The organism is Bacteroidales bacterium (assembly GCA_031276035.1).
Lineage (GTDB): Bacteria > Bacteroidota > Bacteroidia > Bacteroidales > BM520 > RGIG7150.
This window is the reverse complement of the sequence record JAISNV010000001.1, coordinates 108,565-134,087: the sequence shown is the minus strand read 5'-3', so window position 1 is coordinate 134,087 and position 25,523 is coordinate 108,565. Positions and strand designations below refer to the sequence as shown.

26 protein-coding genes are annotated in these 25,523 nt (G+C 33.7%); 17 read left to right on the top strand and 9 right to left on the bottom strand.

The features are described from left to right. The first annotated feature begins 2 nt into the window (after positions 1-2). Genes LBP67_00570 through LBP67_00555 form a run of 4 tightly spaced genes read left to right on the top strand, consistent with a single transcriptional unit; the run spans position 3 to position 3,008 of the window. Positions 3-314, top strand: a complete 312-nt coding sequence (locus tag LBP67_00570; GenBank protein MDR2083480.1) for a DUF3467 domain-containing protein — start codon at positions 3-5, stop codon at positions 312-314. 18 nt (positions 315-332) lie between these two features. Further along, positions 333-1,250 carry a hypothetical protein gene (locus LBP67_00565; protein ID MDR2083479.1) on the top strand — a complete coding sequence of 306 codons (918 nt, stop codon included), beginning with the start codon at positions 333-335 and terminating at the stop codon, positions 1,248-1,250. 26 nt (positions 1,251-1,276) lie between these two features. Beyond that, positions 1,277-2,014: a YebC/PmpR family DNA-binding transcriptional regulator gene (locus LBP67_00560; GenBank protein MDR2083478.1), complete on the top strand. Its 738-nt coding sequence runs from the start codon at positions 1,277-1,279 to the stop codon at positions 2,012-2,014. A 49-nt stretch (positions 2,015-2,063) separates the two neighbouring features. Further along, positions 2,064-3,008, top strand: coding sequence for a calcium/sodium antiporter (locus LBP67_00555; GenBank protein MDR2083477.1), 945 nt, complete (start codon positions 2,064-2,066; stop codon positions 3,006-3,008). A gap of 61 nt (positions 3,009-3,069) precedes the next feature. Here the strand turns inward: LBP67_00555 and LBP67_00550 are convergent, their stop codons facing one another. Beyond that, positions 3,070-4,086 carry a peptidoglycan DD-metalloendopeptidase family protein gene (locus tag LBP67_00550; protein MDR2083476.1) on the bottom strand — a complete coding sequence of 339 codons (1,017 nt, stop codon included), beginning with the start codon at positions 4,084-4,086 and terminating at the stop codon, positions 3,070-3,072. 236 nt (positions 4,087-4,322) lie between these two features. Between LBP67_00550 and LBP67_00545 the strand changes: the two genes are divergently transcribed. Beyond that, positions 4,323-4,916, top strand: a complete 594-nt coding sequence (locus LBP67_00545) for a TetR/AcrR family transcriptional regulator (GenBank protein ID MDR2083475.1) — start codon at positions 4,323-4,325, stop codon at positions 4,914-4,916. Positions 4,917-5,035: 119 nt separating this feature from the next. Here the strand turns inward: LBP67_00545 and LBP67_00540 are convergent, their stop codons facing one another. Continuing rightward, complete coding sequence (locus LBP67_00540; GenBank protein ID MDR2083474.1) at positions 5,036-5,617, bottom strand: 50S ribosomal protein L25; 582 nt, start codon at positions 5,615-5,617, stop codon at positions 5,036-5,038. A 28-nt stretch (positions 5,618-5,645) separates the two neighbouring features. Beyond that, positions 5,646-6,578 carry a ribose-phosphate pyrophosphokinase gene (locus LBP67_00535; protein MDR2083473.1) on the bottom strand — a complete coding sequence of 311 codons (933 nt, stop codon included), beginning with the start codon at positions 6,576-6,578 and terminating at the stop codon, positions 5,646-5,648. 93 nt (positions 6,579-6,671) lie between these two features. On the opposite strand from LBP67_00535, the gene LBP67_00530 reads away from it, so the two are divergent. Beyond that, positions 6,672-7,655, top strand: coding sequence for a DUF4837 family protein (locus tag LBP67_00530; GenBank protein ID MDR2083472.1), 984 nt, complete (start codon positions 6,672-6,674; stop codon positions 7,653-7,655). 263 nt (positions 7,656-7,918) lie between these two features. Here LBP67_00530 and rpmB read toward each other — a convergent pair whose 3' ends face one another. Continuing rightward, complete coding sequence (gene rpmB, locus LBP67_00525) at positions 7,919-8,164, bottom strand: 50S ribosomal protein L28 (protein MDR2083471.1); 246 nt, start codon at positions 8,162-8,164, stop codon at positions 7,919-7,921. Positions 8,165-8,393: 229 nt separating this feature from the next. After that, the gene (locus LBP67_00520) at positions 8,394-8,921 is read right to left on the bottom strand and encodes a PRC-barrel domain-containing protein (protein MDR2083470.1); all 528 of its coding nucleotides are present in this window, start codon (positions 8,919-8,921) and stop codon (positions 8,394-8,396) included. A 250-nt stretch (positions 8,922-9,171) separates the two neighbouring features. Here LBP67_00520 and gldA point away from each other — a divergent pair, with 250 nt between their 5' ends. The 11 genes from gldA (at position 9,172) to rsxA (ending at position 19,720) form a co-directional block, all read left to right on the top strand. After that, entirely contained in the window at positions 9,172-10,092 is a 921-nt protein-coding gene (gldA, locus tag LBP67_00515) for a gliding motility-associated ABC transporter ATP-binding subunit GldA (protein ID MDR2083469.1), read from the top strand. 196 nt (positions 10,093-10,288) lie between these two features. Further along, positions 10,289-11,653, top strand: a complete 1,365-nt coding sequence (tig, locus tag LBP67_00510) for a trigger factor (protein ID MDR2083468.1) — start codon at positions 10,289-10,291, stop codon at positions 11,651-11,653. A gap of 4 nt (positions 11,654-11,657) precedes the next feature. Further along, positions 11,658-12,329 (top strand): ATP-dependent Clp endopeptidase proteolytic subunit ClpP, encoded by a 672-nt coding sequence (gene clpP, locus LBP67_00505; GenBank protein MDR2083467.1) that lies wholly within the window; start codon positions 11,658-11,660, stop codon positions 12,327-12,329. A 1-nt stretch (position 12,330) separates the two neighbouring features. Further along, on the top strand, positions 12,331-13,545 hold the full coding sequence (gene clpX / locus LBP67_00500) for an ATP-dependent Clp protease ATP-binding subunit ClpX (GenBank protein MDR2083466.1): 1,215 nt from the start codon (positions 12,331-12,333) through the stop codon (positions 13,543-13,545). Positions 13,546-13,676: 131 nt separating this feature from the next. Further along, positions 13,677-14,261: a DUF4294 domain-containing protein gene (locus tag LBP67_00495; GenBank protein ID MDR2083465.1), complete on the top strand. Its 585-nt coding sequence runs from the start codon at positions 13,677-13,679 to the stop codon at positions 14,259-14,261. Positions 14,262-14,608: 347 nt separating this feature from the next. Beyond that, positions 14,609-15,562 (top strand): RnfABCDGE type electron transport complex subunit B, encoded by a 954-nt coding sequence (locus LBP67_00490; protein MDR2083464.1) that lies wholly within the window; start codon positions 14,609-14,611, stop codon positions 15,560-15,562. Positions 15,563-15,599: 37 nt separating this feature from the next. Next, on the top strand, positions 15,600-16,931 hold the full coding sequence (gene rsxC, locus LBP67_00485; GenBank protein MDR2083463.1) for an electron transport complex subunit RsxC: 1,332 nt from the start codon (positions 15,600-15,602) through the stop codon (positions 16,929-16,931). A gap of 3 nt (positions 16,932-16,934) precedes the next feature. Beyond that, positions 16,935-17,951 (top strand): RnfABCDGE type electron transport complex subunit D, encoded by a 1,017-nt coding sequence (locus tag LBP67_00480; protein ID MDR2083462.1) that lies wholly within the window; start codon positions 16,935-16,937, stop codon positions 17,949-17,951. After that, positions 17,944-18,567 carry an RnfABCDGE type electron transport complex subunit G gene (locus tag LBP67_00475; GenBank protein ID MDR2083461.1) on the top strand — a complete coding sequence of 208 codons (624 nt, stop codon included), beginning with the start codon at positions 17,944-17,946 and terminating at the stop codon, positions 18,565-18,567. The genes LBP67_00480 and LBP67_00475 overlap by 8 nt, the downstream gene beginning before the upstream one ends. Next, a complete protein-coding gene (locus LBP67_00470; protein MDR2083460.1) occupies positions 18,551-19,132 on the top strand; it encodes an electron transport complex subunit E in 582 nt (193 codons plus the stop codon). Before LBP67_00475 ends, LBP67_00470 begins: the two co-directional genes overlap by 17 nt. Positions 19,133-19,144: 12 nt before the next feature. Beyond that, positions 19,145-19,720 carry an electron transport complex subunit RsxA gene (gene rsxA, locus LBP67_00465; GenBank protein MDR2083459.1) on the top strand — a complete coding sequence of 192 codons (576 nt, stop codon included), beginning with the start codon at positions 19,145-19,147 and terminating at the stop codon, positions 19,718-19,720. Between the two features lie 150 nt (positions 19,721-19,870). On the opposite strand, the gene LBP67_00460 is transcribed toward rsxA, so the two are convergent. The 4 genes from LBP67_00460 to LBP67_00445 form a co-directional block, all read right to left on the bottom strand. After that, a complete protein-coding gene (locus LBP67_00460) occupies positions 19,871-20,482 on the bottom strand; it encodes a lipoprotein signal peptidase (GenBank protein MDR2083458.1) in 612 nt (203 codons plus the stop codon). Positions 20,483-20,486: 4 nt separating this feature from the next. Beyond that, complete coding sequence (locus LBP67_00455) at positions 20,487-20,876, bottom strand: TraR/DksA C4-type zinc finger protein (protein ID MDR2083457.1); 390 nt, start codon at positions 20,874-20,876, stop codon at positions 20,487-20,489. A gap of 1 nt (position 20,877) precedes the next feature. Then, positions 20,878-24,336 (bottom strand): isoleucine--tRNA ligase, encoded by a 3,459-nt coding sequence (ileS, locus tag LBP67_00450; GenBank protein ID MDR2083456.1) that lies wholly within the window; start codon positions 24,334-24,336, stop codon positions 20,878-20,880. A gap of 252 nt (positions 24,337-24,588) precedes the next feature. Beyond that, positions 24,589-25,485 (bottom strand): glycosyltransferase, encoded by an 897-nt coding sequence (locus LBP67_00445; protein MDR2083455.1) that lies wholly within the window; start codon positions 25,483-25,485, stop codon positions 24,589-24,591. Positions 25,486-25,523 lie beyond the last annotated feature (38 nt).

Here is a 25,523-nt window from a genome sequence, read left to right as displayed (position 1 = left end):
CTATGAATGAGAATCCTGAAAATAGAGTAAATATAGAATTAAGTGATGAAATAGCAGAGGGAATTTATTCCAATCTTGCTGTCATCACTCATTCTAACTCCGAATTTATCATCGATTTTGTTAAGATGATGCCCGGAGTTCCGAAAGCGAAGGTTAAATCAAGAATTATCCTCACTCCTCAACATGCTAAAAGATTAATGCGTGCATTGCAAGATAATATGCAGAAATTTGAAGCTAAGCATGGTAAAGTTGCTGAAAACGACGGTAAAGATCAGTTTACGATTCCTTTCAACGGCCCGGCAGGTCAAGCATAATAATTAAATCTTAAGGTTATGGCAGAATCAGTTAATAGTAATAAAAAATCAATTAAACCAATTATTTATATTGTTTTAGCTGTTTTACTTATAGCAATAGTTGTCTTAATTATTATCTTCTCATCAACAAAAAGTAAATATGAACGTTTAGTTGGAGAGAAAGAATATCAACGCCAGGAATTGCTGATGGAATTAGATTCTTTAATGTATCAGCATGAGGAAATAAAAATCAGTTACGGTGAATTGGCTAAACAACTTGAAGAAAAAGATAGTATTATTAATGCTGAGGCTAAAGAAATCAAGCGATTATTAAACTTTGAATGGGAATATTATAAGATTCGTAAAAAAGTAACACAATTGCAGGAAATTTCTAAGTCGTACGTAGTTCAAATGGATTCTTTATATACAGTTAATGCTGAGTTGGTAAAAGAAAATACTCAAATTAAAAAAGACATTCAAGTCGAAAGGAAAAAGAATGTAGAGTTAGCTAAAGAAAAAGAAGAATTATCAAGAAAAATAAATCTTGCTTCTGCAGTTAAAGCTTTCGATATCAATGCCGAGTGTTTTCATACAACAGGAAGCAGAGAACGTAAAACCGATAAGGCGAAACGTACTAATCTCATCAGAATGTGTTTTTCCGTAATGGAGAATCCTCTTATTGAAGGAGATAATATAAATGTTTATGCTCGTATCGCAATGCCTGACGGTACTATTATTACTGATGATACCGGTGATATTTATTCTTTTGAATACAGAGGCAATGTTTTACAATATACTGTAAAATCAACTTTGAAATATACTGGTGAAACTTTGAGCAATATTTGTTTGGATTGGCAAAAACTGGATATGTCCGAGTCTTTGCCGGAAGGTTTATATTATATTAATCTTTTTACCGAAGAGTTTGAGATAGGCCAAACATATTTTGAATTAAGATAAATGAATAATTTTTAAAAAATAGATGTATGTCCGGTCATAATAAATGGTCAACAATCAAGAGAAAAAAAGGAGCTAACGATGCGAAACGCTCCAAAATGTTTTCAAAAATTATTAAGGAAATTACGGTAGCCGTTAAAGAAGGTGGCTATGATCCCGACGGTAATCCGCGTTTAAGAATGGCAATTGCCAACGCTAAAGGTGTTAGTATGCCGAAGGATAATATCCAGAGAGCAATTAATAAAGGTAAAGACAAAGATTCCGCTAATTTTACGGAGGTATCCTATGAAGGATATGCTCCGCATGGAATAGCGGTCTTTGTTGAATGTACCACGGATAATCTTCAAAGAACTATTGCTAACGTTAGGGCAGCATTCAACAAGTATAACGGTAGCTTAGGCAAAAACGGTTCATTAGCTTTTCTATTCGACAGAAAAGCTATTTTTACGCTTAATGCTGTAGATGTTAATGAAGAGTTTGAACTTGAAATGATTGATGCCGGAGCTGAGGATTATGATGTTGAAGACGGTGTTGTAACTATTACTACAAGTTTTGAAGATTTCGGAAATATGATGTCAAAGTTGGAAGAATTGAATATTGAACCTACCAGCGCCGAAGTTGTAAGAATTCCTAACAATACTGAAAAAGTTAGTATTGATGAAGCGAGATCAGTATTAAAACTGGTAGATGTTCTGGAAGATGACGATGATGTTGTAAATGTTTTCCATAATATGGAAATCCCTGAAGAGTTGCTTGATGAAATGTAAAATAAGATAAAAGAGAGTTAAAACAACTCTCTTTTTTGTTTAAATAGAGATGGAATATTTAAAATTAATCGGCGGATTGATACTGTTACTTGCCGGAGGCGAATTTTTAGTAAAAGGTGGAGCTTCTATTGCTTCAAGATTAAGAATTTCTTCCTTAGTCATCGGAATGACGGTTGTTGCCTTCGGAACTTCGGCACCCGAATTTATCGTCAGCTTAAAAGCTGCTTTGATAGGTAGTTCCGAAATAGCTATGGGTAACGTAATTGGTTCAAACATTGCAAATGTCGCATTTATTCTGGGACTTACAGCTATAATCTTCCCCTTAACTGTAACACGGAATACATTGAGAATAGATTGGCCTATAATGATGTTGGCTTCATTGTTGTTGCTTTTAGCCGCAATAGACGGATTAATAAGCAGATTTGAAGGAATAATAGGATTTATTTTATTAATTGTTTTTATTTGTATTCAGGTATTAACAGCAAAGAATGGAGAAAACCAAGAGGTTGAAAGTACGAAAGAATATCCCATCTGGCTTTCTGTTATGTTTATTATAATTTCTTGTGCGGGATTGGCTACCGGTGCCGATTTATTAATTGATGGAGCTACGGTAATTGCATCGGATCTGGGTGTAAGTGAGCGAATTATCGGAATTACAATTGTCGCATTCGGGACAAGTTTACCGGAATTAGTAACATCGATAATTGCTGCTGTTCGAAAACAATCTGATATTGCAATCGGAAATATCGTAGGTTCAAACATCTTTAATGTTTTCTGTATAATAGGTTTGTCGGCAACAATTCAACCTATAAAATTTATTAAAGGAAGTTTTGATATTGATTTATTATGGATGTGCGGAACGGCATTATTGCTCTTATTGCTGATGCTGAAATACAATAAAAAAGATTTCCTGCAAAAAGGACGATTAGGTAGAGTAGGAGGAGGATTGCTGATGGTTAGTTATTTGGCATATATATTTGTGCTGCTCTTTTAGATAATTAAAAATAGAGAATAATATTATATCATCAATAACTCCGGATTTTCAGATTTCTATCTTATCTTACCACCAATTTATTTCCGATTCTAAGTGTTGTTGTTTTGGAAATATTATTCAGCTTACATATTTTGTCGATTGTAGTTCCGTATTTCGAAGCTAATCCGCTGAGTGTGTCGCCAGATTTAATAGTATGAGTAATACGTTTAGATGCGGCAAGCGATTGTGCATCGGTTTGTTTGTGGTTTGAATATATGCTGAAATAATGTTTCTTTAATTCGATAGAATCCGATTTAAGTGTTCCGGATTCGAAATCAATTATTCTTTGAGGATCGAAAGATTGTCCGCAATAACGCGTCTCAAAATGGAGGTGAGCACCGGTGCTTCTGCCGGAACTTCCGCCCAGACCAATAACTTCTCCTGCTTTTACATATTCTGCCGTATCAACAAGAATTTTCGACATATGTCCGTAATAAGTTTCCAATCCGTTAGTGTGTCTGATTACCACCAGATTACCATAACCACCGGTAGATTTGGAGGTCATGGCAACTCTTACAACACCGTCGAAAGTAGCTCTGATAGTATCGCCGATTTTTAATGATAAATCCACACCATTATGTTCGCGTTTACCTCTGAAACAATACGGAGAACCTACTTTTGTTATATAAGGCGCACAAAACCCGCTGGTAGAATCAACAAGTGCAAGGTAAATAGTATCGGGTAACAACTTTAAAGACAGTTCTTTGTATGAGTGAATCTTCTGCGTATCCCAATAATTCAGCAAAACATCTTCGGAAACAGCAGGTTTGTTTAAATTAAGATAATCCCAGGAATAATCATCGTAAAGAATGATTTTAATAAACTTATCTTTACTGTCTATAGTGTCTAATACAATCTTTTCAATAAGAATATTATCCGTTGATTTATAATAAATGCTATCGAAAGGTATTTCAGTAGTTGCAAGAAACAAATTATCATCAAATTCTTGAATATGGTCTATTTGAGTTAAGTTTTGAGAAAAAAGTGATGTAGATATATTTAAAATTAAGAATGATATTAAAACTTTATATTTAAACATCTGTATAATTTATAATTATTAATTATGAAATTTTGAATATAGAATTGACTTAAATATTTCAATGATTAATAATTAATTATTGGTTTTCAATTTTGCGAATAACATTTAAGCACTATCTAAATTTATTAACGCAAATATAAATAAAAAATATTGTATAATAAAAAATAATTTTTTACTTGCGTAATTGAACAAAGTTTAGTATCTTTGCAAGATTAAAAATAATAAACATAATTAAAATGAAAAGAAAAGAAATTCAAGAACAAAGAGTAAGAAAATATTTTATCGACTCTGCAGTTAATTTATTGAAAACGGAAGGATTAAGAAGTGTTAATGTCAGAAGTGTAGCCGATAATGCCGGTTATTCTTTTGCAAGTTTATACAATTATTTCAAAGATCTAAATGAATTGATTTTTGAAAGTGTAAAGGTTTTTGTTGACGAATGTAATGAATTTGTATTGGAACGTGCTGATAATTCTTTGCATGGGAAAGACAAAATTAGGGATATATCAATTTTATATATAAAATATTTTCTTGAATATCCGGGAGCATACGAATTATTCTTTTTAGAACGTATGGGAAATATCGTAAACAAAGAAGATATCTGTGATTTAATATATAATTCGCTGAATAATTTGTGTAAAGACGAATTTGATTATTGTATTAAGAATAAAATATATTCTTCCGAATCTGCTGAAATAATAAAGAAACAATTGAATTATTGTGTGGCCGGAATGTTACTATTTTATCATAATAGATATAATCCAAAAACTTACAGCGAGTTTATTGCTACTGTAAATGAGCAAATGAACAGATTATTAGTTGCTAATTGATAATTTTTAAAAAAATAAGTTACAAACGACAAGTTGCAAGATTTTAAAGTCCTACAAAATTTGTCATTTGTAACTTATTTATTAAATATTAAGCAATTTTTTATAAAAGAATGAAGATATTATTCTTCAGCTCCTTCTGCACCTTCTTCATCAGCCATTGTACGTGAAGATTTAAGATCCACAACAACATTACGTTTCGAATCAATAAAAGTAAGATTGTCGTATTTAATATCTTCAATTCTGATAGGAGAACCCGCATCAACATTAGTAATGTCTACTTCTATATAATCGGGTAAATTGTGCAATAATCCGTTAACCCGAACTTTACGCATTCTTTGTTGTAGCTTACCTCCTCTTAAAACTCCCTTAGAAGTACCGGTTAGTTTAATAGGTAAGGAAACAGTAAAAGGTTTAGTTTCATTAATCTCATAAAGATCGGCATGTAAAGTCTTATCACTTACCGGATGATATTGAACATCTTGAAGGATTGTTTGTACTGTTTTACCGTCTACATTAACATTAATAACATAAGTTTCGGGGGTGAAAAGAACTTTAGAAAATTCTTTTTCTGAAAGAAGAACGTGGTGTTGTTCATTTCCACCGTAAATAACAGCAGGAACCATACCTTCGTTTCTAACTTTTTTTGCATCTTTTTTCCCTACGTTCTTTCTTGAAGAACCGCTCAATGAGATACTTTTCATTTTGAATAATTTTTAAATTAATAATATATTAAAATTGAAATAGTGAACTTACTGATTCACATTTCTGAATTTTATCAATAACTTCTGCAAATAAATCCGCAGTAGATACAATTTCTATTTTCGGAGACTCTTTCTTTAAAGGAATAGAATCGGTAAGATAAACTTTATCGAAAACAGAACTCTCAATGGTTTTATATGCATTACCGGATAATACTGCGTGTGTAGCAAATGCCATAACACTTTTCGCACCTTTACTTTTGATTAGTTTGGCAGCACGAGTTATTGTACCGCCGGTATCAATCATATCATCCAAAAGTAAAACATTTCTATTTTTTACATTTCCAATGAGAGCCATTTTCTCAATCTCATTAGGTTTGGATCTTTGTTTGTAGCACATAACGAAATCGGTACCGAAAGCTTTTGCATAAGAAGCCGCTCTTTTGGTTCCGCCGGCATCAGGCGATGCAAAAGTTATATCATCAAGTCCGAGATTCTTAATAATCGGAACAAAAACCGACGAAGCGTATAAATGGTCTACAGGAATGTCAAAGAAACCTTGAATCTGGTCGGCATGAAGGTCTAAAGTAACAAGTCGGTCAACACCGGATGCAGCAAGTATATTAGCAATTAACTTTGCTGTAATAGGAACTCTTGGCTGATCTTTTCTGTCTTGACGCGCATAACCGAAATAAGGAATGATTGCTATTATTTGTTTTGCAGAGGCACGACGGGCGGCATCAATAAGCATTAGCAATTCCATTAAATTATCGGCAGGCGGAAAAGTAGATTGTACGATGTAAACAGAATGTCCTCTGATATTTTGCTCGAAAGAAGGTTTAAATTCTCCATCGGAAAAAACATCAAAAATTACATTACCAAGAGTGGTGCCATACTTTTCAGCAATTTGTCTGCCAAGATTTTCAGTAAAGCGACCGGCAAAAATATTAACCTCTTTAGCCATTTGAGAAAATTTTTGCAAAGATAGGAAATTAATTGAGAATTAAGAATTAGGAATTGAGAATTTTTTATCTTTGCAAAAGTAAATTTATTATATATGAGAAAGTATTCATTTTTATTGATATTTATCGCATTATTATTTAATTCTTGCGATTATGAAAAAGTAACTGCTTTACAGGGATCTACAGGAGTAACTTATGAATTATTGATTGTTGCCCCTACAGAAATTTGGAAAGGTGAAGCAGGAGAAACGGTAAGGAGTTTTTTTAATCAGCCGGATTCTACTATGTTTATGACGGAGCCATTATATACAACGCCGCAGATAACACAAGAACAATTAGATAATAATGAAATGTTCAGGCGTTTCAAGAGTATGCTTATTATTGAAATTGAACAGGGAAGAACTCCTAAAATTGAAACTCGCGATACTATCTGGGCTACTCCTCAAAGAATTTTTAAAATAATAGCTCCTGATATTGAATCTTTTAATGCGATTTTTAACGAATATAAAGAGTATATGCTTGAAAAATATACTGAAATAGAGCGAGACAAACTTAATAGATATTTTGAAACGGCATTGAATAAGCCTATTATTAAACAGGTTGGAGAAAAGTTTGGTTATACTATGAATATAACAACCGGATTTTATGTTGCTAAAGATTTGCAAGACTTTATGTGGCTGAGAAGTGAAACTTCGAAAACCAGTACAAATATTTTAATATATGTTGAAGATTATGTTAGTGAGGCTCAACTGACAGAATCGTATATTAAATTAAAAAGGAATATGATTACTCAGGAAAATATACCTGCAAGTTTAGTTGATTCTTATGCCAAAGTTTCGGATATATTCCCGTTAACTACCAAAAGTGTTGATTTCAATGGTAAATACGCTACGGAAGTGCGCGGTGCATGGGATGCACATAATGATGTTATGGGCGGCACATTTCTAAATTATACCATTGTAGATGAAGTTAATAATAAAATCTTAACTCTCGATGGATTTATCTATGCTCCGAATAAAGAAAAACGCACTTTTATGATGCAATTGGAAGCAATATTCTGGTCGTTACGGTATTATTAGTTGAAAAAGGAATGAATAAACAAGATTGGTAAACAATTATTGACTCCTATTATTGTTCATTTATTAAGCATGTAAATACAGGCATGTAAATCCTGAAAATTTTATTATTTCCTGTCCTTTTAGTTTCTTTGTTATTGTTACGTTGAAATTTTTTTTCGATCCGAATGAATTTCAATATATAGAACTTAAAACTATAAAAAAAGAAAGCTGTCTTTTTTAAGACAGCTTTCCAAAATCAATTATTACAACACACACACTTTAGATTAATCTACAAAGTAGATTAAACCTTTCTTTTCAGCGTCTTTAAGAACAGCTGATATACCTTTTTTATCTATAGTTCTCATAGCTGAAGTAGAAACTTTTAATACTACCCAACTATCTTCCTCAGGAATGTAAAACTTCTTAGTTTGAAGATTTGGATAAAATCTTCTTCTGGTTTTTACATTTGAGTGAGAAACGTTATTACCGCTCATCATTCTTTTTCCGGTAAGTTGACAAACTCTTGACATTTTTATTTAATTTTTTCGTTTTTAAATTGAATTGCAAATATCGGAATATTTTTTTAAATAAATGAAGTTTTTTCTGAAAAAAATAAATATTTTATTTAAATAGTTGACTATATGAATATTTGTTCTCGAAAACAAAAAAAGTTAGATGATAAATAAACCGGAAATCGTATAATTTATAAGTGTAAAAATTGTGTTTTATATATATTATTTTATCGGTTTTTTAGTATTATCAATTCAAATCTATCAAGCCGGCAGGAATATTTAAAGTAATAATATTTTTTTGAATATCAATACTTTCAATAAAATCATTATGAAGAGGGATCATTACTTCTTTATTGTTAATATAGACTACAATTAATGTCTGCATTTTAGTATCGAGCACCTTGTAAATCTTAGCTATTATTTTTTCATTTGAAAGATAAACGCTCCAACCTATTAAATCAAAATTTGTTATTTGCAATTCATCTTCGGAAAAGAAACTTTTTTTAACAAAAACAGACTTGCCGAGATAATAATTCATACTAATATTTTCAAAAGGAAATTCAAATTTTATCCGGAAATCATCAGGCGGTTTCTCAGAATAATCTTCAATGAATACAGGCAAAAGCTCGGCAGAATTAACTTCAAGAAATAAAATATTATTGTCGGGAAGTTCTTCAATGTTAATATTCGAATTTAACCCGAGAATAAACTCTCCGTTTTTACCGAACCTTTTTTTTAGTTTACCTATATTTATATAGTCAGTTTTGTTTATCATCGATTAATGCAAAATTTTATGCAAAAATAAGAATAATTTGAAGATTTGATAATTTGAAATATTATGTAGTTAATTTTTAGGATTAATTCAAAAATTATTGATATAAAAACCAAGAGTGTTTCTGTAATCAATATTTTTAGTTAGTTCTTTTTGTTGACGAATTCGAAGAATACAAATCTCGAAATCCGGACTTCTGTTTCATTACAATATTTTTTATATCTTTGAACCTTCAAAATTCATAAAGAAAATTATGTCGGTAATCATCAAAAATATTACAAAACTTTACGGTGAGCAAAAAGCTTTGGATAATGTAAGTATTGAGATTAATAAAGGAGAAGTAGTCGGATTACTTGGCCCTAACGGAGCCGGAAAATCTACTTTGATGAAAATTATCAGTTGTTATCTTGCACCTACAGAAGGAACAGCCGAAATTTGCGGTTATGATATTTTTGAGAATCCGCTAAATGTTAAAAAAAGCATAGGATATTTACAAGAAAGTAATCCGCTTTATGTTGATATGTATATTTCTGAATATCTGAATTTTATTTCGAATGTTTTTCATATCAAAAATAAAAAAGAAAGAATAGAGGAAGTAATTGAATTAACGGGATTAACGTTGGAACGTAAAAAAGTAATACGACAACTATCTAAAGGTTACCGGCAAAGAGTAGGATTGGCACAAGCCCTGATACATAATCCCGAAGTCCTTATTTTAGATGAACCTACAACAGGATTGGATCCTAATCAGCTTACAGAAATAAGAGAGTTAATTAAAAAACTGGGAGAAGACAAGACTGTAATTTTATCAACTCATATAATGCAGGAGGTTGAAGCAATCTGTGATAGAGTTATAATAATTAACAAGGGAAAGATAATTGCCAATGATAGTACCGGTAATGTAATGGCAATGCAAAGTAAATCCATTATGGAAATTGAAATTAAAAAACCTTGTCCTGCTAAATTATTTGAAGGATTCGGTTATGGAAATAAAGTGGAAATACTTGAAGATAATAAAGATTCAATAAAAATTCTGATGCGTCTTGATACAGATGAAGATTTGCGCGAAAAGATATTCAATTACGCTATTAAAAATAATTATACAGTGCTGTCTATGTCGAGACACAGTGGCAAACTCGAAGAGATTTTTATTGATTTGGTCAGAAATAATTAAGGTATAAATGTGTTAATGAAAATATCAAAGAAGAATTTAAGCTCAATAATAAGCAATCATTAATCCTTTAGATCCGATTATTTAATATTCGTTTCAAGTTTTCATTATCATATTATCATTTCATAACATCAAAACGCTTTCTATATTCTTAAAAAATTCCTATCTTTGCAAACTTTTTATATATTAAATCAATTCCATGAATATTAGTAGAGAAAAAACAAACGATCTGACAGAAATTATTAAGATCGAAATTGAAAAAGCCGATTACGAAAAAGCTGTAGAACATAAACTTAAAGATTATCAAAAAAATTACAATCATCCAGGTTTTCGTCCGGGAAAAGTACCGATGTCTTTAGTGAAGAAAATGGTAGGCGGAAGAATTATCGCTGATGAAGTTGATAAACTGGTTTCGGAATCTTTGTATAATTATATCGAAGAACCTAAAATTAAAATTTTAGGTTCTCCTTTGCCTGATATGACACGCCAGAAAGAAATTGACCTCGATAGTGAAGAACATTTTGAGTTTTATTTCGAAATAGCTCTTGCACCGGAAATTGATGTTGAACTTGATAAATCAATTGTAATACCTGAATACGATATTGAAATTGAAGAAGAAGTTGTTCAAAAATATATTACGGATACTCAAACCAGATTGGGTAAAACAATTGAACCGGAAAAATCGGAACTCAATGATTATCTTTACGGTACTTTTGTTCAGCTGAGTCAGGATGGAAATATTCTTGAAAACGGAATTACTCATTCGGCAACCGTTGCTATTGATATGGTTACCGGAAAAACAATACAGAAAAAATTAATCGGCGCGAAAGTCGGTGATGTTATAGTTTTCAATCCGATGAAAGCTTACAAAAACGAAACCGAAGTTGCGGCAATGCTTAATATAGACAAAGAAATAGCAAAAGATCTTAAATCCGAATTCAATTATACTGTTGAAAAAATCACTCGTCGTGAGCCTGCGGAATTAAATGAAGAACTATTCAAACAAGTTTTCCCACAAGATGATATTCACTCTGTTGCAGAATTTGAAGATAGAATCAGAACGGATGCGAAAATTTCCCTTTCTTCTGAAACTCAAAGAAAATTTATGCAAGATGCTATTGATGTTATTGTTGAAAAATTTAAGTTCTCACTGAATGACGATTTTATGAAAAGATGGATTCTTGCAACAAATACTTCATCTGAAAATAAAGTAAGTCCTGAGGAGCTTGAAATTCAATATCCTAAATATGAAAAAGGATTAAGATGGCAAGTAATTGAAGCACTTCTCGAAAAGAAATACGAATTAAAAGTTACAAGAGAAGATGTGAGGAATCATCTTATGGAACTTTTTATGGGTAAAGCTGCCGGACTTCCTGAGGTTGAAGAAAGAGCAAATGAATTTGTTGATAAATTCATGTCTAATAATGAAAATGCAGAACAAATTCGTAGTATATACGATCATCTGATGGAGCAAAATATCGTAAGATTACTTAAAGAGAAAGTAACTGTTGAAGTGAAAAATATTTTATATAAAGATTTTATTGAATTGATGTATGGAAAATAAAAAAATGAAAGACGAATTTCGTAAATATGCAATTTATTCAAAAGGGATAAATAGTAACACATTAGACAGTTATACTGCAACATCAATGAATTATATATCACCGACGATTATTGAAGAACGTCAGTTGAATGTTGCTCAGATGGATGTTTTTTCGAGATTGATGGTGGACAGAATTATTTTCCTTGGCGTACCGATTGATGATTATGCCGCGAATATAATTCAGGCGCAACTCCTTTTCCTGGAGTCTGTTGATACAAAAAGTCCGATATCTATTTATCTAAATACTCCCGGCGGTTCTGTTTATGCCGGCCTTGGTATTTACGACACAATGCAATATATTAATTCCGAGGTACATACTATTTGTACGGGAATGGCTGCGTCAATGGGTGCGGTATTGTTGTGCGCCGGAGAAACCGGAAAAAGAACGGCTCTGCCGCATTCACGCATTTTAATTCATCAACCGATGGGTGGCGTTAGCGGACAAGCTTCGGATATTGAGATTGAAGCTCGCGAGATTGCAAAGGTTAAGGAAGAACTTTACAGAATTATTGCACAACATTCCGGGCAAACTTATGAAAAGATTTGGCAAGATTCCGACAGAGATTATTGGATGTCTGCCGCCGAAGCTAAAAAATATGGAATGATTGATGAAGTTTTGATTAAACAGTCGAAATAAGATGGATAAATGTTCGTTTTGCGGTAGATCGCGTGACGATGTTGAAATGCTCTTTGCAGGAAATAAGGCGTTTATTTGTAACGACTGTATTGAAAACGGCTATAACATCCTTGAGGAATACATTCTTGATGAAAAGACTAAAAAGCACGATGATAATAAGTTGAAGCTTTATAAACCTTTGGAAATAAAGGAATTTTTAGATTCTTATGTTATAGGGCAGGATTCCGCTAAGAAAACGATTTCGGTTGCTGTTTACAATCATTTTAAAAGAATACAAAACGGAAAAGATCCTGATATCGAAATCGATAAATCTAACGTTATTATTGTCGGTCCTACCGGAACGGGAAAAACTCTTATGGCACAGACTATTGCCAAATTATTAAATGTCCCGTTTTGTATTGCCGATGCTACTGTTCTTACCGAAGCAGGTTATGTAGGTGAAGATGTTGAAAATATTCTTACGAGATTATTGCAAGTTGCCGATTATAACGTTGAAGCCGCTGAAAAGGGAATTGTTTTTATTGATGAAATAGATAAAATCGCAAGAAAAAGTGATAATCCGTCGATCACGAGGGATGTATCCGGTGAAGGCGTTCAACAGGCTTTGTTGAAACTGCTTGAAGGAACAGTGGTTAACGTTCCTCCCCAAGGCGGTCGTAAGCATCCGGAGCAAAAGTTTATTCAAGTCAATACAAAAAATATTCTTTTTATTGCCGGAGGCGCTTTCGACGGTATTGAAAAAAGAATTGCCGCACGTTTAAGACATAATGTTGTAGGATATAAAACTTCGAAAGATGTTCCTATTGATAGAGAAAATTTATTACAATATATTTCTCATCAGGACCTTAAAGCCTACGGACTAATTCCTGAGATTGTCGGAAGACTACCGGTTATTACTTATCTGAATGATTTGGATGCGGCTGCTTTGAGAAGTATTCTTACTGAGCCAAAAAATGCGATTATAAAACAGTTTATCGAGCTGTTCAAGTTAGATGGAATTACCTTGACTTTTGATGATGAAGCTTTGGACATAATTGTGGAAACTGCTCAGGAACTGAAGATTGGAGCCCGTGGATTACGTTCTTTAGTTGAAACTTTGCTCAATGATGCCATGTTTGAACTTCCTTCAAACAAAAATGTTAAAAAACTTAAAATTACAAAAGAATATACAAAGGATAAATTAATGAGAATTAATGCACATAAATTCTCAAATTAATTTGGCATGATTTTGGCTTAAAGGATAAGTCTGTAACCATCAGAAAATTTGCTGCCTAAGTGAATACAAATAATCCGAGCGGTTAAGTGTGAATAAAATAATTTATATAAATGAATTAAGCTTGTTTTCACATGAAGAAAATCATTTTAATATTATTCCTTTTGATGTCTTGTCGGCTTATTTCTGCTCAAAATAATGATAGTCTGATAATTGTAAAAGCCGAAGTTAAAGATAACGACACATTAATCCAAATTACTTTGCCCGGTGTAACTATTTATCCTGAGAAAGTTTTCAAAACCAATCGTGAATATGTTCAATACACAAGACTGATGCACAATGTCAAAAAGGTATATCCTTACGCGAAGCTGGCCGGGGAGAAGTTAAAATTATATGCTCCGATCCTTGATACTTTGGAAACAAAAAAAGAACGCGATAAATATTTCGATATTATTGAAGAAGAACTCTGGACGGAATATGGTAGTACTTTAAAGAATTTTACAATAAAGCAGGGAGCAATTTTAATTAAGCTGGTAGATAGAGAGTGTCAACGTAGCACTTATCAAGTTTTAAAAGATTTTCGCGGCGGATTTTCAGCGTTTTTTTATCAGGCATTTGCCCGTATCTGGGGATTTAATCTTAAAACAGAATATGATCCGGAAGGAGCTGATGCGGATATTGAGGATATAGTACTGCGTATTGAAGCCGGAGCGATATAATTTGGGTGAAAATAATAAACCGAGCAAGCGTAATTTAGCAATGTCGATATTGCCATTTAAAGTGAAGGGAGAATTTTAACTATTTGAATGTCGATAAAACTCTTTGCAATAATGTAACCTTAATAGAAAATATCGAAGATAAATTTTTAAATCTATCTTATGTTAATTCAATAATTTTGATGATTTAAAATTTTCCAACTTTGAGATTGAAAATCATTATAATAACTCTGAGCTCTTCCACTTCCTTTCCTTGTTGAAAAAAAATCTGTTAAAAAAATCTTAAAAAAGAATAAAATTAATACCTTTGCGACGTGTTAATTGAAATATAAACTAAATAAAACTTAATTGTGAATTCTATTCTGATTATTTCTGTGGTAGTTTTGACGCTGATTGGTGTTATTTCTGCCATTATTTTGTATTTTGCCGCTAAAAAGTTTTATGTAAAGGAAGATGATCGTATCCCTGTTATCTTAGATCTTCTTCCAGGAGCTAATTGCGGCGGTTGCGGATTTACAGGCTGTAAAGCTCTGGTTGAAGCAATGATAGAAAAGGGTGATATGACAGGATTTAGCTGTCCTGGTGCCGGAAGCGAAGCTATGGATAAAATTGCTTCAATTCTCGGATTGGTTGCCGAAAAGAATGAACCCAAAATAGCTGTTGTTCGTTGTGCCGGCTCACGCGATAAAGCCCGCCCGAAAGTTACTTACGAAGGAATTTCATCTTGCTCTTTTGCAAACTCTTTGAGTGCCGGTGAAAGCGGTTGTAAATACGGATGTCTCGGATATGGCGATTGTGTCGCAAGTTGTAAATTCGATGCTATTTATATTGATGAAACTACAGGTTTGCCGGTTGTTTCAGAAGAAAATTGTACCAGTTGTGGTGTCTGTGTGAAAAATTGTCCGAGAAATATTATTGAGATTCGTAATAAAGGTCCTAAAAACCGCAGAATTTATGTGTCTTGTATAAATAAAGAAAAGGGCGGCGTTGCTAAAAAGAATTGCGATGTTGCTTGTATAGGATGTATGAAATGTGTGAAAGTTTGTAAGTTTGATGCGATAAAAGTTGAAGATAATTTGGCTTATATTGATTTTGTTAAATGTAAATTGTGTACAAAATGCATTGCCGAATGTCCTACAGGAGCTATAGCTTCCGTTAATTTCCCACCTAAAAAAATCGTTGAAGAAGTAAAAACAGAAACCATTGACGTCATTAAAGATGATGTTCTTTCCGAAGTAATTATTGAAAAAGTAAAGATAAAAGACTCAGAGGAAAAAGAAAACACTTCTGATATACAAGATTAGATTCGTTAAGATTGATTGTGTTAATTTAAAATTATATATTTTGAAAACATTTAAAATGGGAGGTATTCATCCCGAAGAGAATAAATTATCAAGCCAAGCGGCGATTGAAGTCTTTCCCTTACCTGAAAAAGTTTACATTTCTGTATCACAACATCTTGGAGTACCCGCTGTACCCATTGTTGCTAAAGGCGATAAAGTTAAAACGGGAGATTTAATTGCAAAAGCAGAAGCTTTTATCTCTGCAAATATTCATTCTTCCGTATCGGGAACAGTGGAAAAAATTGATGAATGGATTGATACTTCAGGCTACAAAGTCCCTCATATCATTATCAAAGTTGAGGGTGATGAATGGAACGAAACTATAGATAGGACTCCCGAACTTATTCGAGACATTAAATTAAGTCCCGAGGAAATTGTTCAGAAGATTAAGGAAATGGGAGTTGTGGGACTTGGAGGCGCGGCCTTCCCTACACATGTCAAATTTATGATTCCCGAAGGCAAGAAAGCGGATAGTCTTATTATCAATGCAGTTGAATGTGAGCCGTATCTTACATCTGATCATCGGCTTATGCTTGAAAGACCGCACGAACTTTTAATCGGAACACAAATCCTGAAAAAAGCTTTGAAAGTAGATAAAGCATATATCGGTATCGAAAATAATAAAAAAGATGCAATAGAATTGCTTTCTAAATTGGCTGTGGAGTATCCGGGCATTGAAATAGTTCCGCTCAAAATGAAGTATCCTCAAGGTGCTGAAAAACAATTGATAAAAGCTATTCTCAATAGAGAAGTTCCTTCCGGAAAACTTCCCATAGATATTGGTTGCGTTGTAAATAATTCCGGATCCACTTTTGCTACTTACGAAGCTGTACAAAAGAATAAGCCACTGTTCGAAAGAGTTGTTACTGTTACCGGAAAAACTGTCGGTAAGCCCTCTAATTTCTTGGTTCGTATAGGTACTCCGATTATTGAACTGTTAAATAAGGTTGAGATTGATTTAAAAACTGTCGGAAAGATTATTTCCGGCGGGCCGATGATGGGTAAAGCCGTAATATCTACTGAGATTCCTGTAACTAAAGGAACATCAGGATTATTGCTTATGGATGAATCGGAAAGCCATAGAGGAATAGTGCGGAATTGTATCAGATGTGCTAAATGTGTCGAAGCTTGTCCGATGGGATTAGAACCGTATTTAATTGCAATCTTGGTTAAAAACGAAGCTTGGGATGAAGTTGAAAAAGCAAATGTCATGGATTGTATGGAATGCGGGTGTTGTCAATTTACATGCCCATCTTATCGTCCATTATTAGACTACCTTAGAGTAGGAAAGAGAAAAGTTGGTCAAATTATTAGAAACAGAGCTAAATAATATATTATGAGTTTGTTAAAAGTATCAGGGTCGCCACATGTTCATGGAGACCAGTCTGTTGAAAAAATAATGAAATACGTGTGTCTGGCATTATTACCTACAGTTTTAGTAGCAATTTATTGTTTCGGTTTGGGAGCAGTAAAAGTGCTTTTAATTTCTATTCTTTCATGCGTGTTTTTCGAATGGTTTATTCAGAAATTATTTTTAAAAGCAACGCCTACAATCAAAGATTATTCTGCCGTACTGACGGGAATATTATTGGCCTTGAATGTTCCGAGTTCTTTGCCGTGGTATATGATAATTATAGGTTCTTTTGTCGCTATTGCAATCGCAAAGATGGCTTTCGGCGGATTGGGAAATAATATTTTCAACCCTGCATTAGTAGGAAGAGTTTTCTTGTTGATTTCCTTTCCGGTTCAGATGACACTTTGGCCAAAACCTTTTGATTCCTCAAGAATGTTACTTTTTAATGGATTTAAAAATTTAGACCAAACAATTGTTGACGCAGTTACAGGACCAACTCCGTTGGGAATTTTACAAGGTAGCGGAACAGAGGCTATACATAGTAGTAATTATGTTGATTATGTAATGGGTTTTATGGGTGGTTCCATTGGTGAAATATCAGCTTTGGCAATATTATTAGGCGGGATTTTTCTGTTATGGAGAAAAATCATCACTTGGCATATTCCGGTTTCGTTCATTCTAACATCATTCATTTTTGCAGGAATTTTGTGGTTAGTGGATCCGATGCGTTTTGCAGACCCTTTCTTCCATATCTTAACCGGCGGTTTGATGCTTGGAGCCGTATTCATGGCTACGGACATGGTTACTTCACCGATGACACCGAAAGGAATGTTGCTGTTCGGCTTCGGTTGCGGATTGATTACAATTTTAATACGCTCTTTTGGCTCTTATCCCGAAGGTGTATCTTTTGCAATATTGATAATGAATGCGTTTGTTCCTTTAATTAATAAAGGATTCAAACCAAAAAGATTCGGAAAGGAGGTTAAACGTGGCTAAATTAAAATCTACATTACCTAATATGGTTTTAGTATTAGGATTGATTGCAGCGGTAACATCGTTGTTGCTCGCTTATGTTTATACAATAACTAAAGAGCCGGTTGAAAGAGCTCAAATTCAAAAACTTAATACGGCAATAGGCGAAGTTGTTCCGGGTGTAGATTCATTTAAGGAATATAAAGCTGTACAACATGCAGGAGACGGTTCGGTTATTGATTCTTTAACATTTTATAATGTGTTTGATAATGAAGGCAATCTTATCGGAACTGCAGTAAAATCTTATGATAAAGGCGGTTTCAACGGATTAATTACGGTATTGGTAGGTTTTAATAATGACGGAAATATTATTAAAAGTTTACCTTTGGAACAAGCAGAAACTCCGGGTTTAGGAGATAAATTGGAAAGAAATAAATCTAATTTTACACAACAATTTGATGGAATTAATCCTTCCGAAGTTAATATCAAAGTTAAAAAAGACGGAGGAGAGTTGGATGCAATTACGGCAGCAACAATTTCGTCAAGGGCGTATAGTAGAGCTGTTCAACTTGCTTATGACACATTTATGACAAATAAACAAACAAATGAAGAAGGAGGTGATGATGAATCAATGGAATAATTTTACTAAAGGTTTATTAAAGGAAAATCCATTGCTTGTACTTGTGCTTGGAATGTGTCCTTCTTTAGCGGTAACTACTTCGGCAATTAATGGTTTGGGAATGGGACTTGCAACCACATTTGTCTTACTTATGTCTAACATTTTTATTTCATTATTGAAAAATCTGATTGCCGATAATATTAGAATTCCGGCGTACATTGTTGTTATTGCAACTTTCGTTACTGTGGTTGATTTAATGATGAAGGCATATATTCCTGATTTACACTCACAACTCGGATTATTTATTCCTCTTATTGTTGTAAACTGTATAGTTCTTGGCCGTGCCGAAGCATTTGCATCAAAGAACAATGTTCTTTCATCTGCGTTTGACGGTTTGGGAATGGGACTCGGATTTACTCTCGCACTTGTTGTTTTAGGTTCGATAAGAGAAATCTTAGGTTCGATGTCAATCTTCGGATGGAAATTTGCGGCCGGTGACGGTGCTTTATTATTCGTATTGGCTCCGGGAGCTTTCATTTGTCTTGGCTTTTTGATGGCATTAACAAATAAATTGGTTAAAAAGTAATTGTAAAATATTATGGAATATATAATTATAATAATAGCTGCAATCTTCGTTAATAACGTTGTTTTAGCACAGTTTTTAGGAATTTGCCCGTTTATAGGAGTTTCCCGCAAAGTTGAAACTGCTTTGGGCATGGGCATGGCGGTACTTTTCGTAATGACTTTAGCTACCATTGTTACATGGGTTATCAATACTTATGTATTAAAACCTTATGGCTTGGATGCTTTTCTACAAACTTTGAGTTTTATTCTTGTTATTGCCGCTTTGGTTCAAATGGTAGAAATCGTTTTAAAGAAAGTTGCTCCGGCTTTATATCAGGCACTCGGAATCTTTCTTCCTTTAATTACAACTAATTGCGCCGTACTTGGTGTTGCACTTTTAACCGTTCAAAAAGAATATACTTTGGGGCTCGGTGTAACTTATGCAGCAGCAACTGCAATAGGTTTTGCCTTAGCACTTGTAATTTTTGCCGGTATCAGAGAACAGCTTGATAAGTCTGAAGTTCCCGAAGGAATGAAAGGCACACCTATAGCCTTAGTTACGGCAGGATTGCTTGCAATGGCTTTTATGGGATTCTCCGGATTAGTTTAACAAGAGAAGTTTTATGAATTAGTATTTCCATGTTGTTAATAGTTTATTCAACAATATGGTGAGTTGATTGATCTAAATGAATAACGAATCCGTATAATGTTATTTAAAATCAATTAAATATTTTAATTCAGAAAAATATTGTATCCTATTCTATTCTTCTTCGTTTCTAGGAAAGAATCTTCTATAACCGATAAACAACCAAATGCATCCGATAGTTATTGCAGAATCGGCAATGTTGAATATAGGACGGAAAAATATAAAATTATCACCTCCGACAAACGGAAACCACTGTGGATAGGTACCCCGTAATATGGGACAATAAAACATATCTACAACTTTTCCGTGCATTAAAGAAGCATAACCGCCACCGTCAGGTAAGAAAGTTGCTGCTTGAAAAGGAGTACTTTCACTAAACAAAACTCCGTAAAAAACACTATCGAAAATATTTCCCATAGCACCGGCTATAATTAATGATAATGAAATTATTAATCCTATTTTTATCTTATTGTTTTTTGTGAGTTTATAAACCAAAACAAAAAGAAGTATCACCGCAACAATACGTACCAATGTTAAGATGAGCTTACCCCAGTCCCCTCCGAATTGCATGCCGAACGCCATGCCTTCATTTTCTATAAAGTAAAGCTGAATACGGTCGCCAATAATATTTATTGATTGACCCAGACGCATATTAAGCTTTACCCATATTTTTAATATTTGATCGGCTAAAACGACCAGAAATACTATTAAAATAGATTTTTTCATCAACTTATTTTGACCCTTGACTTTTTTTGGCTTCAATACTTAATGTAGCGTGAGGAACGCTTCTTAATCTATCTTTGGAAATTAGTTTTCCGGTTTCACGACAAATTCCGTAAGTGCCGTTTTCAATTCTTATCAAAGCCATCTCTAATGATTCTATGAACTTTTGTTGTCTGAGAGCCAATCTTCCGTTTTCTTCTTTTGAAAGAACCGATTGTCCTTCTTCCAAAACCTTGAAGGTAGGCGATGTATCGGCAGTGTCATTATCACTTGAACCGATAATAGCTTCTCTTAACATATCAAGGTCTTTTCTTGCTGTTTCAAGTTTCTCTTCAATGATGGTTTTGAATTCATCAAGCTCTTCTTTACTATAACGTTTTTTTTCAGTTTCTTCCATATTAAGCCTCCTGACTTCTTTTAATTAAAATGCTAATAATTAGTCCATTTGTTAAATCCAGCTCAATCTTATCATGATTTTCTATAGATTTAACAAATGTCAAACTATCTGTTAAAGTTTCCGAACAAATGTACGAATTATATTTATTATTTACAAGCTCAAAGGTATCCGAATTTTCAACAATAATTTGTATTCTGTCGGTAACATTGAAATCATTTTCTTTTCTAAGATTTTGTATTCTGTTAACAAACTCACGCGCATAACCTTCTAATAATAAATCTTCGGTAATGTTAATATCTAAGGCAACAATCAAAATACCTTCGCTGAGAACAACCCAGCCCGGAATATCTTCGGTAAGAATTATAACATCTTCTTTGTTCAATTCAATATTATTTCCGTCAATAACAAAATCAATGTTTTCTCCTTTTTCCAATTTGTTAATTTCATTTTGAGATAAAAGATTGATATTATCTGCAATTGACTTCATGTTTTTTCCGTATTTAGGACCTAAAACTTTGAAATCCGGTTTTACCTTTTTAGTTAAGATATTTTCATCGTCTTTAAGATAAATAATTTCTTTGATATTTATCTCGGAGAGTATCAAATCTTTAACCTTATCAATTTGCTCAATGAAATCTTCTGAAATTACCGGAAGCATGATTTTACTCAACGGCTGACGAACCCTGATGTTGGTACGTTTTCTTAACGATAAAGCCATTGACGAAATATTTTGAGCCATTTGCATTCGCTCTTCCAGTTTACTATCTATATAAGAATTATTTGCAACCGGAAAATCTGTTAAATGCACACTAATATAATTTTCAGCTCCGGAAATATTATTTAAATCGCAATAAAGTCTTTCTCCGAAGAAAGGGGCTATCGGACTAATCAGTTTCGCTACTGTAGATAAGCAAGTGTATAAAGTTTGATATGCCGATATCTTATCTTCATTATACTCACCTTTCCAGAATCTTCTTCTGCATAAGCGAACGTACCAATTTGAAAGATAGTCGCATACAAAAGTTTGAATTTCTCTTCCGACTTTTGTCGGCTCATAATCGGCATAACATTCGTCAACAAACTTTATTAATGAATTTAATTCCGATAAAATCCATCTATCAATTTCGGGACGGGAATTAAAATCAATATCTTTTTCTTTATAAGTAAAATTATCCAGATTGGCATATAAAGAAAAGAAAGAGTATGTATTATAGAGAGTTCCGAAGAATTTACGCTGAACTTCGGCGATACCGTCTATGTCAAATTTCAGATTATCCCAAGGCTGAGCGTTTGTTATCATGTACCAGCGAGTAGCATCGGGACCGTATTTTGCAATTGTTTCGAAAGGATCTACTCCGTTACCGAGGCGTTTAGACATTTTATTTCCGTTCTTGTCCAAAACTAACCCGTTTGATATACATGTTTTAAAGGAAACAGAATCGAAACACATTGTTGAAATAGCATGCAAAGTATAGAACCAGCCTCTTGTTTGATCAACGCCTTCTGCGATGAAATCGGCAGGATATGAACCTTTTAACGGTTCGATATCAGTTCCGAGAGGAGCCTTTTCAAAAGGATAATGATATTGAGCGAAAGGCATAGCTCCGGAATCAAACCAAACATCTATGAGATCGCTTTCCCGTTTCATCGGATTTCCACTTGGAGAAACCAAAATAATTTCATCGACATACGGACGGTGAAGATCAATTTTATCATAATTCTCATCAGAATAATCTCCCGGAACGAAATCTTTGTATGGATTTTCTTGCATAAATCCCGTTGCAATAGATTTGTTGATTTCATTGCAAAGATGTTCAACCGATGAAATACAGATACGTTCTTTACCGTCTTCAGTACTCCAAATCGGTAGGGGAGTGCCCCAATAACGGGATCTGCTGAGATTCCAATCTTGAAGATTTTCCAACCAATTACCGAAACGCCCTGTTCCGGTTGCTTTGGGTTTCCAATTTATTGTATCATTAAGTTCGATCAACCGATCTTTTACAGCGGTTGACTTGATAAACCAAGAATCCAAAGGATAATATAAAACAGGTTTGTCTGTACGCCAGCAATGCGGATAATTGTGAATATGTTTTTCTATTTTGAAAGCCTTGTTCTGCTGCTTCAACATGACGCAAATATCAACATCCACAGTCGGATCATTATCTGTCAAATTTTCCGAATACGAATTCTTTACATAACGTCCGGCAAAGCTCTTGTAAAGATCAACATTCACAAAATCTTTTACAAAATTATCATCAAGATCTTCAATTCTGTAGAAACGTCCGGATGTATCAACCATAGGGCGTTTATTTCCGTCTTTATCCATTAATAACAACGGAACTATTCCTGCGGATTGACCAACGCGGGCATCATCGGCACCGAAAGTAGGAGCAATATGAACGATACCTGTTCCGTCTTCAGTAGAAACATAATCACCGAGAATTACTCTGAAGGCATCGCCATTTGGCCTGATCCATGGGATAAGTTGTTCGTATCTAACACCTTCGAGCTCTTTTCCTGTGAAAGAATCAATTACTTTATAAGGAATAATCTTTTTCTCGGGATCGTAAGAATCTAATTCTAAACCTTCGCCGTTGGAGTTAAAATATTTCGGCAGCAAATCTTTACCTAAAATCAAACAAACTTTTTCTAAAGTATAAGGGTTTAGAGTTTCAACCTGATAATAAGTTATATTTGCACCGACGGCCAGAGCGGTATTGGAAGGCAGAGTCCACGGAGTTGTAGTCCAGGCCATAAAAGCAATCGGAAGACCTGTTTTGCCGAAAAGAAATTCCGATTTTTCGTTGCGGATAGCTTGGAATTGAACGGTTGCGGTAGTGTCTTTAACATCGCGGTAGCAACCGGGTTGATTAAGCTCGTGTGAACTCAATCCGGTGCCGGCAGCAGGAGAATACGGTTGAATGGTATATCCTTTGTAAAGATAACCTTTCTCATAAATCTTAGCGAGAAGATACCACAAGGTTTCAATATATTTACTTTTGAAAGTGATGTACGGATCATCAAGATCAACCCAATAGCCCATTTTGACTGTAAGGTCGTCCCACATGTCTTTATACTTCATCACTTCCTTACGGCACTCTTTATTGTAATCGGCAATACTTATTTTTTTGCCGATATCTTCCTTAGTAATACCGAGACTTTTCTCCACACTGATTTCCACAGGAAGCCCGTGCGTATCCCATCCGGCTTTACGTTTTACATAATATCCCTTTAATGTTTTATATCTGCAGAAAATATCTTTAATAGCCCGCGACATCACATGATGTATTCCCGGTTGTCCGTTTGCTGAAGGCGGTCCTTCGTAGAATACAAACGACTCTTTTCCTTCATTTTTTTTCAAAGATTGCTCAAAAACATTATTGTCTTTCCAGAAATCGAGTACGTTATCTGCGATATCTGTTAAGCTAAGATTTTTATATTCAGGATATTTCTTCATCGATTTGAATAATTTGTATAAAAATAAAATTAAGTGCAAAGTTAGTAATATTTAGCGGAATAGCAAAATTAGTTGAAGGTTGAAAATTGTAAATCGGAAGAGAAAAAGTTGAATATGATGAGTAGGTTGTTTCTTCGAAAATCTTAAGATTATTCGGTCGATAGATACTGATTGATATATAAGTGATTAGAAGGTAAAATGGATGAAATGGATGAAGTAAATCGAATCATTAGTGATAAGTGATAAATCTCATTAATGATGCTTGGTTTTCTGGAAACCGGCTCTTATTCTTTTTATTTTTTGTATTAATCTCTCTGTTTTTGACAGATGTTTCTCCGGCAAGATTTCCATGGCTTCTTTCCCGATGTGAAGATAATCTTTCATGAAGGTTTTTGAAGAAATACCCCATTTTAGTATAAACATTTGTCTGCCGTTATTTTTTTTAATTCGTTTCGTTGATTTACATCCGAAATGATAAACTACACTATTGCCTTTTCCTTTAAATATTTTTACACCTGTTTCCCATAATTTACGTGATAGATCGGGATCCGAGTACATTCCCGGACTGAATTCAATACTCATTCCTCCGATTAAATCCCATGAATCTATATGTAAAATGTTTGGTGGCCAAGTGCTTCCGCTCCAATCTTCTTTGTATAGAGTTTTATATTCCTTCAGCAATTCTTCCTCGCGAAAAGAGATAATATCAGTTCCGTAATCTGCAATAATTACGGCAGGATTATTACCTTTTGCTTCAATCATAGTGGCCGAAAGCATAAACTTGTTATGCCCGATTCCTTTTATCTCGTCAAATAAAACTTTATCCCAATCAGGAAGAAAATACATATCGTCATTTACATAAACAACGTATTCCGTTTTTATTAACTTTCGACAACTATTAAGTGCGTAACAAATACCAAGATTCTCATTTGAATAAATATAATCAATTTCTTTCTGATTTTCAATCCATTTCAAAGTTCCGTCACTTCCTTCATTTACTATAACAATTATTTGATGAGAAAAATGAGAATGCTTTTGAATACTTTTGATGCAAAGTTGTAAATAAGAAAGGTTATTCCATGATGGAATTAGAATTGAAAAGGTGTTATTAGCAGTATTTCGTTCGTGATATTCAATATTGTTAAGCATAGCTGTAATTATAGTTGCTTGATTTGCGAAGATAATAT